At 69.6% G+C, this 12,210-nt stretch carries 11 protein-coding genes; 4 read left to right on the top strand and 7 right to left on the bottom strand.

What is annotated here, in order from left to right; genetic code table 11:
• Window positions 1-15 precede the first annotated feature (15 nt).
• The 3 genes from P7V53_RS30550 to P7V53_RS30540 form a co-directional block, all read right to left on the bottom strand.
• Window positions 16-1,083 carry a TRAP transporter substrate-binding protein gene (locus P7V53_RS30550; protein WP_280153242.1) on the bottom strand — a complete coding sequence of 356 codons (1,068 nt, stop codon included), beginning with the start codon at window positions 1,081-1,083 and terminating at the stop codon, window positions 16-18.
• A 68-nt stretch (window positions 1,084-1,151) separates the two neighbouring features.
• Window positions 1,152-1,808, bottom strand: coding sequence for an FMN-binding negative transcriptional regulator (locus P7V53_RS30545; protein ID WP_280153241.1), 657 nt, complete (start codon window positions 1,806-1,808; stop codon window positions 1,152-1,154).
• Between the two features lie 33 nt (window positions 1,809-1,841).
• Window positions 1,842-4,295: an EAL domain-containing protein gene (locus tag P7V53_RS30540; protein ID WP_280153240.1), complete on the bottom strand. Its 2,454-nt coding sequence runs from the start codon at window positions 4,293-4,295 to the stop codon at window positions 1,842-1,844.
• Window positions 4,296-4,460: 165 nt separating this feature from the next.
• On the opposite strand from P7V53_RS30540, the gene P7V53_RS30535 reads away from it, so the two are divergent.
• A complete protein-coding gene (locus tag P7V53_RS30535; protein ID WP_280153239.1) occupies window positions 4,461-5,036 on the top strand; it encodes a CAP domain-containing protein in 576 nt (191 codons plus the stop codon).
• Here P7V53_RS30535 and mnmA read toward each other — a convergent pair whose 3' ends face one another.
• Together mnmA and P7V53_RS30525 are read right to left on the bottom strand one after the other, a co-directional pair.
• Window positions 5,037-6,149, bottom strand: coding sequence for a tRNA 2-thiouridine(34) synthase MnmA (gene mnmA, locus P7V53_RS30530; protein WP_280153238.1), 1,113 nt, complete (start codon window positions 6,147-6,149; stop codon window positions 5,037-5,039).
• 34 nt (window positions 6,150-6,183) lie between these two features.
• Window positions 6,184-6,666 carry an NUDIX hydrolase gene (locus P7V53_RS30525; RefSeq protein ID WP_280153237.1) on the bottom strand — a complete coding sequence of 161 codons (483 nt, stop codon included), beginning with the start codon at window positions 6,664-6,666 and terminating at the stop codon, window positions 6,184-6,186.
• Window positions 6,667-6,838: 172 nt separating this feature from the next.
• Between P7V53_RS30525 and P7V53_RS30520 the strand changes: the two genes are divergently transcribed.
• From P7V53_RS30520 to P7V53_RS30510, 3 genes are read left to right on the top strand one after another with little or no spacing between them, the layout of a single operon-like run.
• Window positions 6,839-7,954 (top strand): Re/Si-specific NAD(P)(+) transhydrogenase subunit alpha, encoded by a 1,116-nt coding sequence (locus P7V53_RS30520; RefSeq protein ID WP_280153236.1) that lies wholly within the window; start codon window positions 6,839-6,841, stop codon window positions 7,952-7,954.
• A gap of 2 nt (window positions 7,955-7,956) precedes the next feature.
• On the top strand, window positions 7,957-8,286 hold the full coding sequence (locus P7V53_RS30515; protein WP_280153235.1) for an NAD(P) transhydrogenase subunit alpha: 330 nt from the start codon (window positions 7,957-7,959) through the stop codon (window positions 8,284-8,286).
• The gene (locus P7V53_RS30510) at window positions 8,283-9,701 is read left to right on the top strand and encodes an NAD(P)(+) transhydrogenase (Re/Si-specific) subunit beta (RefSeq protein ID WP_280153234.1); all 1,419 of its coding nucleotides are present in this window, start codon (window positions 8,283-8,285) and stop codon (window positions 9,699-9,701) included. The genes P7V53_RS30515 and P7V53_RS30510 overlap by 4 nt, the downstream gene beginning before the upstream one ends.
• A 92-nt stretch (window positions 9,702-9,793) precedes the next feature.
• Here the strand turns inward: P7V53_RS30510 and P7V53_RS30505 are convergent, their stop codons facing one another.
• Together P7V53_RS30505 and P7V53_RS30500 are read right to left on the bottom strand one after the other, a co-directional pair.
• On the bottom strand, window positions 9,794-11,332 hold the full coding sequence (locus tag P7V53_RS30505; protein WP_280153233.1) for an altronate dehydratase family protein: 1,539 nt from the start codon (window positions 11,330-11,332) through the stop codon (window positions 9,794-9,796).
• Window positions 11,333-11,337: 5 nt separating this feature from the next.
• Window positions 11,338-12,198, bottom strand: a complete 861-nt coding sequence (locus P7V53_RS30500; protein WP_280153232.1) for a fumarylacetoacetate hydrolase family protein — start codon at window positions 12,196-12,198, stop codon at window positions 11,338-11,340.
• Window positions 12,199-12,210: the final 12 nt, after the last annotated feature.

Raw genomic sequence — 12,210 nt, 5'->3', positions numbered from 1 at the left:
CCATGGTCGGCTACTTCACTTGACCCGCGCTTCCAGGCCCACCACCGGCCCGATCGTGCGGTTCCAGACGTCGGCGCACGAAGGGCCGCATCGGTGCACCCAGCGCGCGAGCACGGTGCCGACGAAGATCGCGCGTCGCCGCGCGTCGTCGGTGGGCGAGGCCTTCACCTCGGCCATCTTCCCTTTCTGGCCCTGCTGGCAGGTGGGGCTGCCGGTGTTGCAGGCAATGCCCTCCCCGGTTTCGCGCTCGGCCTCGGTCCAGATGGCCTGCTCGAGCTTGGGCATCTCGTCGCGCAGCAGCTTGCGGACATCCGGCGGCAGCGCGTTCCACGCCGCCGCATTCGCGGCGAAGACCGACAGGCCCCAGTTGATCGCCATCGAGTGGACGTGCGTCGTCACCTCGTGCAGGCCGATCGTGTTGCCCGACATCGTGCCCGTGATGGCGCATTCGATGTTCCCGCTGCGCATGTTGGTCATGATGTCGGCGAAGCCGGTCTGCACGGGCACGCCGCCCAGCGCCTCGATCAGGTCGGCCTGCGGCGGGCTCGACGTGCGGATGCGGCGCGTGGCCAGGTCGGCCAGGCTGGTGAAGGGCTTGTTGCAGAACACGACCTGCGCCGGATAGGCATACACCGCCAGCAGCTCGATGCCGCGGTCGCGCAGTGTCTTCTCGAGATAGGGCCGAAAGGCGAGGACCGTGCGGCGAACCGACTTCATGTCGGGGTTGAGACCCGCGAGGTCGGGTGCGCCGAACACCGGCTCCTGCGTGGCCGACAGGCTCAGGATCGCGGTGCCGAAGGGCACGACGCCGAGCTGGATCAGTCGCAGCATCTCCTGGCCACGGATGCCGGCGCGGTCGAAAGGCACGATCTCGGCAGTGACCCGGCCGCCGGTGAGCTTGGGCAGCTCCTGCGTCCAGAACGGCTCCTCCTGGCGCGTGTATTGATTGACGGCGGCCAATCCGCCGACGATGCGCAGCCGCTGCACCGGCGCAGACGCTTGTGCCCATGCGGCGGCGCACGTCAGCAGCGCCAGGCCGGCGGTCAGCGCCGCGGCCAGGGTCCAACTCGTGATCGCTCTCATCAGCTTCCTCGAGGCAAGCCTCGGCACCCCCCCACATGATGCAGCACCGATGCGCAGGTGACCAGCGCTCACTCGATGCCCCCCGAGCCCGATGCTGGCGCCTGCACCTGCCGGGCCATCGCCCGCGCCTGGTCACCGCCCTCGGCGGCCAGCCCCTGCACCACGCCGTCACGATCGGCGGCCGGCCGGTTCTGGCTGACCTTCCACTTGCCCTGGAGCGAGTGGATCTCGATTTCGATGCCGACGATGGCGCGCAGCAGCGCGGTGGTGTACTCGGCCGGCGCGTCCTCCACCCGCCACGGCGCCGGCCGGCCCGCCTCGTGGCGCTCGGTCAGTTCGCCGACGAGCCGGCGCAGCCACACCGGATCGTCGATGGGCGCGAGCCGCCCGCGCGCCTGAACGATCACGTAGTTCCAGGTGGGCACCACCTTGCCGCCCTGGGCCTTGCTGGGATACCAGCTCGGCGACACGTAGGCCTGCGGTCCCTGGAACACGATCAGCGTCTCGGCGTCGGTGCGGGCTTCCCGCCACACGGGATTGGCTCGCGCCACATGGCCGCGCAGCGTGCCGTGCGGCCCGCGGTCGGCGTCGAGGATGAACGGCAGCGGATTGGCATCGAGACCGCCTCCCGCGTCCTGGGTGACGAGCAGCCCCAGCGGGTGGGCGCGCATGAGTTCGTGCAGCACCTGCGGGCGTGTTTCGGCGAAGTGGGTCGGCGTGTACATGGTGCGGCGAGTATGCCGCCCGCGGGCGCGACTTCAATGCAGCACGACCTGGCCCCGCGGGACATCGGGACGCAGCCGGGTCACCCAGCGGGCATTCCACTGCAGGAATTCGCCGGCTGCCATCGGCCGGCCCAGGTGAAAGCCCTGGGCCTGGTCGCAGTTGAGCTCGCGCAGCCTCTCCCACACGGCGGCGTTCTCGACGCCTTCGGCCACCACCGACAGGCCCAGGTTGTGCGCCAGGTCGATGGTCGATCGCACGACCTTCGCGTCGTCGGCGTCGGCCTGCATGCCCAGCACGAAGCGCTTGTCGATCTTCAGCTCGTCCACCGGCAGGCGCTTCAGATGGGCGAGCGACGAGTAGCCGGTGCCGAAGTCGTCGATCGAGAGCTTGAAGCCGAGCGCCGACAGCCGGTCGAGCGTGGCCTGCGCGCGCTGCGGGTCTTCCATGATCGCGCTCTCGGTGACCTCCAGGCAGAACGCTTCGGCCGGCACGCGGTGGCGCACCAGCAGGGCATCCAGCTTCTGCGGCAGCTCCGGGTCCAGCAGGTCGCGTGTGGACAGGTTCACCGACAGCGGCATGCGCATGCCGGCGGATTCGAGCGTGCCCCAGTGGCGCGCCGCCTCCTCGAACACCCACAGCGTGAGGGAGCGGATGAAGCCGGTCTGCTCGGCGAAGGGGATGAACTGCGGCGGCGCGAGCAGGCCGCGCTGCGGATGCTGCCAGCGCACCAGCGTCTCCGCGCCGACGACGTCGCCGCTGTCCAGCGCGAGCTTGGGCTGCAGCAACAGGCGCAGCTCGCCGGTGTCGACCGCGTGCCGCAGTTCGCTCAGCAACGACAGCGTCTGGGCGCTGGACGCATCGAGGGCGGGGTCGTACGGCTGCGGACCGCTGCCGCGGCGCTTGGCGACATGCATCGCCACTTCGGCGCGCGACAGCAACGTATCGGCGTCGAACGCATGCTGCGGCCAGCATGCGAACCCGATGCCGCCGCCCATGTCGATAGCATGGTCCTCGAGCGTCAGCGGCGTGTCGAAGGCCCGTTCGATGCGCTGGGCGACCGAGCGCGCGACGTCGATGCCGCCGTCGCGCAGCAGCACCGCGAACTCGTCGCCGCCGAGCCGCGCGACGAGGTCGGCGCCGCGCACGGTGTGCTGCGACAGCCGCTCGGCGATGCGCGCCAGCAGCAGATCGCCGAAGCGGTAGCCGAGCACGTCGTTGACCTGCTTGAACCGGTCGAGGTCGATCATCACCACCGACACCGTCGTGCGCGGCGCGCCGCTGTCGCCGGCGGCGCGGATCGCCTCGCGCAGGGCCTCGCGGAACTGGACCCGGTTGGGCAACCCCGTGAGCGCATCCCAGTAGGCGAGCTTCACGATCTCCTTCTGCTTGTGCTCCACGCCGACGCGCATCTGCTCGAAGGCGCGCGCCAGGTGGCCGAGCTCGTCGTCGCGGTGAACCCCGTCGGTGACCGGCGTGGCGACATCGCCGGCGCCGAGCCGGTCGGCGGCGGCGGCGAGGCGGCCCAGCGGTGTCGTGACCCGGCGCACGCACAACACGCCGAGCAGGCCGAATGCCGCGAAGCCGACCACGCTGATCGCGAGCAGTGCCATCTGCACGTCGCGCGGCAGGCGCAGCGCGTCGTCGAGCGGGAGCGACAGCACGGCGAGCACTGCGCCGGCGCCGGGCGAATCGGGTGTGGTGAGCCACAGCGGCTGCACGGCGAGCTCTGCGCCAGCGGCACCGAGGGTGGCGGGCGCTTGTCCCGCCCGCCAGGCGTGCCGCGCCAATGTCTGTGCCTGAGCCGGCGCTAGGGTGCTATGGGCTGGCAGCCAGGCGTCGCTGTCGGGCCCCTGCGTGAGCAGCGTCAGCTGCAGCGCCGACAGGCTTTGCATCTCGCGCGCAAGACCGCCATCGAGCGGCTTGCCCATCAGCAGCCACCCGGCCGGCTGCGGCGCCTTGATCGGCACCAGGACGACATGGTGCGCTCGCCCGCCCAGCAGCGCCACCTGGCAGGCGCGCCCGCCCGTCGCCGCCGCAGCCGCGAGGCGTCCCGCCAGGGCGGCCAGCTCGGTGCCGTCGGGTTGCCTGGACGCTCGCAGCTGGAAGTCCGGCGTCACCAGCGCGGCCTCGGTGGCGCCCAGGCGCGTGCCGTGCTGGTTCAGGGCCGCCGCAATGATCGCCGCGTCGTCGCTGCGCAGTTGCTCGTGAAAGGCAGGGTCTGCTGCCACCAGCCTGGCGCCGTCTTGCAAGGCCTGCGCCTGGCGATCCAGCAGGCCTTGCAGCACCCGCGACCCGGTGTGCAGCCGCTCGGGCAGCACGCTGCGGGCGTGGCGGGCGAAGCTCGCCTGCAATGCGGCAAGACCCGCGAGCTGCACGACGAGCAGCAGGCCGAGGAACAGCGCGATCAGCCGCGCGCCCATCGAGCCGCGCAGCCAATGCGCGAGCGCGGCAAGCGGAGGGCGTCGGAGGGCGGCGTCGTGTGGCATGCGAAGCGATTCGGAAACGGCGACACGGCAGCGGCCATGCCCATCGGTTCGCTATCGGCCGCGAGCCGGGACGACTTGAGACGCCGCCGCGCCCGGCGGGACGGCGGGCGTGACCGATTTACGTCTGAATACCCGGGGGGCAGCGGGGCGCGCTAGGCTGCTCCGATGAAGTCGAGCCGTCCGCCATCCGTCCGTTCCTCCGTCCTCCTCGTCCCGTGTGTCGTCATCCTGCTCGCCGCATGCGGCGGTGGCGGCAGCAGCGAACCGCAGCCCGCCCCGCCGACCGCCGCTGCGGCCGATGCCACCTGCGGCCTGCCGGACTTCAGCGCCAGCGCGCTGGCGCGTGTCAACCAGGTGCGTGCCACGGGCGCCACCTGCGGCGCCCGCGGCACGTTCTCCCCGGCCGCGCCGGTGACCCTGAATGCGCGCCTCACCCAGGCGGCGGCCGGTCATGCGCAGGACATGGCGACGAACAACTACTTCTCGCACACCAGCCTGGACGGGCGCACCTTCTCGCAGCGCATCGACGCCACCGGCTACCAGTGGACCAACGTGGGCGAGAACATCGCCGCCGGCCAGGCCACGGTCAACAGCGTCATCGACGCCTGGGTGGCCAGTCCGGACCACTGCGCCAACATGATGAATCCGGTCTACACGGAGATCGGCCTGGCCTGCGTGCCGGCCGGCTCCAGCAACACCTACCGCACGTATTGGGCGATGGAGCTGGGCAAGCCCGCGTGACTACGCAGCGCGCGCGATCATGCCCCCGCCCAGGCACACCTCGCCGTCGTACAGCACAGCGGACTGGCCCGGGGTGACGGCCCATTGCGCCTGCGGAAACCGCAGTTCGAAGACGCCGTTGGCGCCCGGCGCGATGTCGCACCCGGCATCGGCCTGGCGGTAGCGCGTCTTCGCCGCGATGGACGCGGCGGCCGGCGCCGTGCCGTCGACCCAGCTCGCCTCGTCGGCCACCAGTGCGCTGGACAGCAGCCAGGGGTGGTCGTGGCCCTGCACCACGTACAGCGTGTTGGTGTCCATGTCCTTGCGCGCGACGAACCACGGCTGGTGCACGCTGCCGCCCTTGGCGTGGCGGTCCTCCTTGAGGCCGCCGATGCCGATGCCCTTGCGCTGTCCCAGCGTGTAGAAGCTCAGGCCCACATGCTCGCCGACCAGGCGCCCGCGATCGTCCTTGATCGGCCCGGGGGTGTTCGCCAGATAGCGGTTGAGGAACTCGCGGAACGGCCGCTCGCCGATGAAGCAGATGCCGGTGGAGTCCTTCTTCTTCGCGTTGGGCAGCCCGATCTCCGCGGCGATGCGCCGCACTTCCGTCTTCGGCAGCTCGCCCACGGGGAACATCGTTTTCGCAAGCTGGGACTGGTCGAGGCGGTGCAGGAAGTAGCTCTGGTCCTTCAGCGGGTCGCGCCCCTTCAGCAGCTGGAACCGGCCGTTGCGCTCGCGGACCCGGGCGTAGTGTCCGGTGGCGATCTTCTCGGCGCCCAGGCGCATCGCGTGGTCGAGGAAGGCCTTGAACTTGATCTCGGCGTTGCACAGCACGTCGGGATTCGGCGTGCGGCCGGCCTGGTATTCGCGCAGGAACTCGGCGAACACGCGGTCCTTGTAGTCGGCGGCGAAGTTGACGTGCTCGATCTCGATGCCCAGCACGTCGGCGACGCTGGCCGCGTCGAGGAAGTCCTGGCGCGACGAGCAGTACTCGTCGTCGTCATCGTCCTCCCAGTTCTTCATGAAGATCGCGACGACCTCGTGGCCTTGCTGCTTGAGCAGGTGCGCCGACACGGCGGAATCGACCCCGCCCGACAGCCCCACGACGACCCGTTGCTTCTTCCCCGCCGACATGTCCGTATTGTCGTAGGTTCGGCTGCTTGTCCGCCTACGAGGGGCCATAGACGCTCGCATCCGTGTGCACGGCGTCCAGCGGGAATCGTCGTCCTGCAGCGTAGTCCTCGATGCACCTCAGGACCAGCGGGCTGCGATGCCGCTCGCAGCTGGCACGCACCTCGTCCAGCGTCATCCAGAGCGTGCGCACGATGCCGGTGTCCAGTGCGCGCGCCGGATCGGCGGGCCCCGCTCGGCCGCCGAAGGCCAGCCGCAGGTAGGTGACGTCCTCGCCGCGCTGCGGCCGCTCGAAGCGGGCCAGGTACACCCCCAGGAAGCGATCGGGGAAGAAGGCGCGCGCCGTTTCCTCGAGCGCCTCGCGCACCGTGCCTTGCAGCGGCGACTCGCCCGGGTCCAGGTGACCGGCCGGCGTGTTCAGCCGCAGCCCCTCGGGGGTGTGTTCTTCCACCAGGAGGAAGCGACCGTCGTGCTCGATGACCGCCGCGACCGTGACATTGGGCTTCCAGCGCTCGCTCATGAGGGGCGATCCTAAGCGCAGCGCCCGACCTGGCCGCATCGCGGAACCGGAGCCGCCTTTCGGTTTGTGTAAGCTCCATGGCTTCGACTTCGCCACGAGCGATGTCGCCCGTGCGACCCATCCCGGCCGCCGCCCAGGTTCCACTCACACTCCAAGCGCCGAGGAGGCTTTCATGTTGATAGGGGTTCCGCTCGAGACGGCGGCCGGGGAGACGCGTGTGGCCGTCACTCCCGAGACAGCGAAGAAGCTCAAGGCCCAGGGGCACACGCTGCGCGTGCAGTCCGCAGCCGGCCTCAATGCCAGCGCCACCGACGAAGCCTATGCCGCGGTCGGGGCCGAGATCACCGACGCGCAGGGCGCCTTCGGCTGCGACCTGGTCCTCAAGGTGCGCTCGCCGCTGGACAGCGAGCTGCAGCTCATGAAGACCGGCGCCGCGCTGGTGGGCATGCTCAATCCGTTCGACCGTGACAACCTGCATCGCCTGGCGGGCTCCGGCGTGACCAGCTTCGCCCTCGAAGCCGCGCCGCGCACGACGCGCGCGCAGAGCATGGACGTGCTGAGCTCGCAGGCCAACATCGCCGGCTACAAGGCCGTGATGATGGCGGCCGACAAGTACCAGCGCTTCTTCCCGATGCTGATGACGGCCGCCGGCACGGTGAAGGCCGCGCGCGTGGTCATCCTCGGGGTGGGCGTGGCGGGCCTGCAGGCGATCGCCACGGCCAAGCGGCTGGGCGCGGTCATCGAGGCGAGCGACGTGCGTCCCAGCGTGAAGGAGCAGGTCGAGTCGCTGGGCGCCAAGTTCATCGAGGTGTCCTACGACACGCCCGAGGAGAAGGAAGCCGCCGAGGGCGTGGGCGGCTATGCCAAGCCCATGCCGCAGAGCTGGCTCGACCGGCAGAAGGTGGAAGTGGCCAAGCGCGTGGCCGCCGCGGACATCGTCATCACCACCGCGCTGATCCCGGGCCGACCGGCACCGGTGCTGGTCACCGAGGAGATGGTCAAGAGCATGAAGCCCGGCTCGGTGATCGTCGACCTGGCCGCGCCCAACGGCGGCAACTGCCCGCTGACCGAGCCGGGGCGCACGGTGCAAAAGCACGGCGTCACGCTGATCGGCGAAACCAACCTGCCCGCGCTGGTGGCCGCCGATGCGTCCGCGCTGTACGCGCGCAACGTGCTCGATTTCCTGAAGCTGGTCATCGACAAGGAAGGCAAGTTCCAGGTGCCGATGGACGACGACATCGTCGCGGCATGCCTCATGACCAAAGACGGCCAAGTGCTGAGGAAGTGACCATGGAAGCCATTTCTCCCACCATCATCAACCTGATCATCTTCGTGCTGGCGATCTACGTCGGCTACCACGTGGTGTGGACCGTCACGCCGGCGCTGCACACGCCGCTGATGGCGGTGACCAACGCGATCTCGGCGATCGTCGTGGTCGGCGCCATGCTGGCCGCGGCGCTCACCGAGACGGGCCTGGGCAAGACGATGGGCGTGCTCGCCGTCGCGCTGGCCGCGGTGAACATCTTCGGCGGCTTCCTGGTCACGCGGCGCATGCTGGAGATGTTCAGGAAGAAGGAGAAGAAGCCCACGCTCGAGAACAAGGCGGAGGCCAAGCCATGAGCCTGAACCTCGTCACGCTGCTGTACCTGATCGCGAGCGTGTGCTTCATCCAGGCGCTCAAGGGCCTGAGCCATCCGACGACGTCGATCCGCGGCAATCTGTTCGGCATGGTGGGCATGGGCATTGCCGGCTTCACCACCGCGGCGCTGATCGTCAGGCTCGCGGGCACCGGCACCGGGCTGATCTGGGTGCTGCTCGGGCTGGTGGCCGGCGGCGCCTACGGCGCCTGGCGCGCGCGCACGGTCGAGATGACCAAGATGCCCGAGCTGGTGGCGTTCTTCCACAGCATGATCGGCATGGCCGCGGTGTTCATCGCCGTGGCGGCGGTGGCCGAGCCGTACGCGTTCGGCATCGCCGCCAAGGGCGAGCCCATTCCCGCAGGCAACCGGCTCGAGCTGTTCCTGGGCGCGGCGATCGGGGCGATCACCTTCAGCGGCTCGGTGATCGCCTTCGGCAAGCTCTCGGGAACCTACAAGTTCCGCCTGTTCAAGGGCGCGCCGGTGGTGTTCCCGGGCCAGCACATGCTCAACCTGGTGCTGGGCCTGACGACCATCGCGCTGGGCCTGGTGTTCATGGTCACCGGCCGCTGGGACGCCTTCTTCGCGATGCTGCTGCTGAGCTTCGTGATGGGCGTGCTGATCATCATCCCGATCGGCGGGGCGGACATGCCGGTGGTGGTGTCCATGCTCAACAGCTACTCGGGCTGGGCGGCCGCGGGCATCGGCTTCAGCCTGAACAACTCCATGCTGATCATTGCCGGCAGCCTGGTGGGCTCATCGGGCGCGATCCTCAGCTACATCATGTGCAAGGCGATGAACCGCTCGTTCTTCAACGTGATCCTCGGCGGCTTCGGCGGCGAGGCGGGCGGACCGGCGGCGGCCACCGAGCAGCGCCCGGTCAAGAGCGGCAGCGCCGACGATGCCGCCTTCATCCTGGGCAACGCCGAGACGGTGGTCATCGTGCCGGGCTACGGCCTGGCGGTGGCGCGCGCGCAGCATGCGGTCAAGGAGCTGGCCGAGAAGCTCACGCACAAGGGCGTGACGGTCAAGTACGCCATCCACCCGGTGGCCGGGCGCATGCCGGGGCACATGAACGTGCTGCTGGCGGAAGCCGAGGTGCCCTACGACCAGGTGTTCGAGATGGAGGACATCAACGGCGAGTTCGGCCAGGCCGACGTGGCCATCATCCTGGGCGCCAACGACGTGGTGAACCCGGCCGCGCTGACCAAGGGCACGCCGATCTACGGCATGCCCATCCTCGAGGCCTACAAGGCCAAGACGGTGATCGTCAACAAGCGCTCGATGGCCGCGGGGTACGCAGGCCTGGACAACGAGCTGTTCTACATGGACAAGACGATGATGGTGTTCGGCGACGCGAAGAAGGTCGTCGAGGACATGGTGAAGGCGGTCGAGTAATCGGCCGGTGGCCGGTTAGCGTCATTCACGCCCCTCCCCCAGCCCCTCCTGGAGGGGCTCAGCATGATGCTGGACCGGCTGCGGCCGGCGTTCTACATCGTCGCGCCCAGCTGCCACGGCACGAACTCGTTCTGGCCGTAGCCGTGCTCCTCGCTCTTCGTGCGGCGGCCCGAAGCGGTGACCAGCATCTGCTCGAAGATGCGCCGGCCCACCTCGGCGATGCTTTCGGTGCCGTCGATGATGGTGCCGCAGTTGACGTCGATGTCGTCCTCCTGCCGGGTCCACAGCGCGCTGTTGGTCGACAGCTTCAGCGAAGGTGCCGGCGAGCAGCCATAGGCCGAGCCGCGGCCGGTGGTGAAGCAGATCAGGTTGGCGCCGCCGGCGACCTGGCCGGTGGCCGACACCGGGTCGTATCCCGGCGTATCCATGAACACCAGCCCCTTGGCCTTCACGGTCTGGGCGTACTCGACCACATCGATCAGGTTGGTGGTGCCGCTCTTGGCGATGGCGCCCAGCGACTTCTCGAGAATGGTGGTGAGCCCGCCGGCCTTGTTGCCGGACGAGGGGTTGTTGTCCATCTCGGCGTCGTTGCGCTCGCAGTAACGCTCCCACCAGCGCAGCCGCGCGAGCAGCTTGTCGGCCACCGCCTGCGACACGGCGCGGCGCGTCAGCAGATGCTCGCCGCCGTAGATCTCGGGCGTTTCCGACAGGATGGCCGTGCCGCCATGGCGCACCAGCAGGTCGACTGCGGCTCCGAGCGCGGGATTGGCGCTGATGCCGGAGTAGCCGTCGGAGCCGCCGCACTGCAGGCCCACCATGATGTGGCTGGCCGGCACCGGCTGGCGCGTCACCCGGTTGGCGCCCTCGAGCAGCCATTGCACCAGCTCGATGCCGTGCGCCACGGTCTTGCGCGTGCCCCCGGTGTCCTGGATGTTGAAGGTGTGCAGCTGCGTGCCCGCGGCCAGTCCCTCCTGCTCCAGCAGGCCGGCGATCTGGTTGGTCTCGCAGCCGAGGCCGACGACGAGGATGGCCGCGAAGTTGGCGTGCCGCGCGTAGCCGCCCAGTGTGCGGCGCAGCACCTGCAGCGGCTCGCCGTCGCTGGCGGTCGCGCAGCCGCCGCCGTGCGTCAGCGCGACCACGCCGTCGATGTTGGGATACGGCGCCAGCGCCTCGGGATGAAGGTCGCGCCGGAAGTGATCGGCGATGGCCCGCGCCACCGTCGCCGAGCAGTTCACCGAGGTCAGCACACCGATGTAGTTGCGGGTGGCCACGCGCCCGTCGGCGCGCACGATGCCATCGAAGGTCGCCGGCGGCATCACATAGTCGGTCGCTTGCGCGTTCTGCCCCACCGCATAGTCGCGCTCGAAGCTGCTGAACTCGAGGTTGTGCGTGTGCACGTGCTGGCCCGGGGCGATCGGCTGCTTGGCGATGCCGATGATCTGGTTGTAGCGCCGTACCGGGGCGCCGGCCGCGATGGCGCGCACGGCGACCTTGTGGCCGGGCGGGATCAGGCCGCTCACGGTGATGCCTTCGCCGGGCAGCGCGGTGCCCGACATCAACTGGCGCCGCGCGATGACGACGTCGTCGGCCGGATGGATGCGGATGACCGGTTGGTCGACGGGCTGGTCCATCGTGGTCACTCGTCGATCAGCGCGGGGTTCCACGCATGCACACGCTGGCGCTGCTCGCCCAACCCGCTGATGCCCAGGCGCATCTCGTCGCCCGGCTTGAGGTAGAGCGGGGGCTTCATGCCCAAGCCGACGCCGGGCGGGGTGCCGGTGCTGATCAGGTCGCCCGGGTACAGGGTCATGAAGCGGCTGAGGTAGCTCACGAGGGCAGCCACGCCGAACACCATCGTGCGCGTGTTGCCGTCCTGGAAGCGCTTGCCGTTGACCTCGAGCCACAGTCCCAGGTCCTGCGGATCGGGCACCTCGTCCCTGGTGACCAGCCACGGGCCGACCGGGCCGAAGGTGTCGCAGCCCTTGCCCTTGTCCCACTGGCTGCCGCGCTCGAGCTGGTACTCGCGCTCTGACAGGTCGTTGACGACGCAGTAGCCGGCGACATGCGCCAAGGCTTCGTTCTCCGACACGTAGCGCGCCTTGCTGCCGATCACCACGCCGAGCTCGACCTCCCAGTCGCTCTTGACCGAGCCTTGCGGCAGCACGACCGGGTCGTTGCAGCCGATCAGCGCGCTGGTGGCCTTCATGAAGACGATGGGCTCCTTGGGCACCGGCTGCCCGGATTCGGCGGCGTGGTCGGCGTAGTTGAGGCCGATGCAGATGAACTTGCCCAATCCGCTCCACGGCGGGGCGATGCGCTGCGGCTGCACGGCCGGCAGCGTGGCGGCATCGATGTCGCGCAGCCGCGCCAGGCCCTCGGGTGACAAGGTCGCGGCCGTGATGTCGGGCAGCACTGCCGACAGGTCGCGCACCTGGCCGGTCGCATCGACCAGCGCCGGCTTCTCCTGGCCCTTGCGGCCGTGACGCATCAGTTTCATTTGAAGACTCCT

It is taken from the genome of Piscinibacter sp. XHJ-5, assembly GCF_029855045.1.
Classification (GTDB): Bacteria; Pseudomonadota; Gammaproteobacteria; order Burkholderiales; family Burkholderiaceae_C; genus Albitalea.
The sequence above is the reverse complement of the archived record's forward strand: the minus strand, read 5'-3'. Positions and strand labels throughout refer to the sequence as shown.

Bases quoted from the DNA above. Each gene is read 5' to 3' on its own strand.
- mnmA (WP_280153238.1), bottom strand. From the start codon at position 6,149: ATGTCGGCGGGGAAGAAGCAACGGGTCGTCGTGGGGCTGTCGGGCGGG.
- P7V53_RS30515 (WP_280153235.1), top strand. From the start codon at position 7,957: ATGGAAGCCATTTCTCCCACCATCATCAACCTGATCATCTTCGTGCTG.
- P7V53_RS30550 (WP_280153242.1), bottom strand. From the start codon at position 1,083: ATGAGAGCGATCACGAGTTGGACCCTGGCCGCGGCGCTGACCGCCGGC.
- P7V53_RS30525 (WP_280153237.1), bottom strand. From the start codon at position 6,666: ATGAGCGAGCGCTGGAAGCCCAATGTCACGGTCGCGGCGGTCATCGAG.
- P7V53_RS30520 (WP_280153236.1), top strand. From the start codon at position 6,839: ATGTTGATAGGGGTTCCGCTCGAGACGGCGGCCGGGGAGACGCGTGTG.
- P7V53_RS30510 (WP_280153234.1), top strand. From the start codon at position 8,283: ATGAGCCTGAACCTCGTCACGCTGCTGTACCTGATCGCGAGCGTGTGC.
- P7V53_RS30500 (WP_280153232.1), bottom strand. From the start codon at position 12,198: ATGAAACTGATGCGTCACGGCCGCAAGGGCCAGGAGAAGCCGGCGCTG.
- P7V53_RS30545 (WP_280153241.1), bottom strand. From the start codon at position 1,808: ATGTACACGCCGACCCACTTCGCCGAAACACGCCCGCAGGTGCTGCAC.
- P7V53_RS30540 (WP_280153240.1), bottom strand. From the start codon at position 4,295: ATGCCACACGACGCCGCCCTCCGACGCCCTCCGCTTGCCGCGCTCGCG.
- P7V53_RS30535 (WP_280153239.1), top strand. From the start codon at position 4,461: ATGAAGTCGAGCCGTCCGCCATCCGTCCGTTCCTCCGTCCTCCTCGTC.
- P7V53_RS30505 (WP_280153233.1), bottom strand. From the start codon at position 11,332: ATGGACCAGCCCGTCGACCAACCGGTCATCCGCATCCATCCGGCCGAC.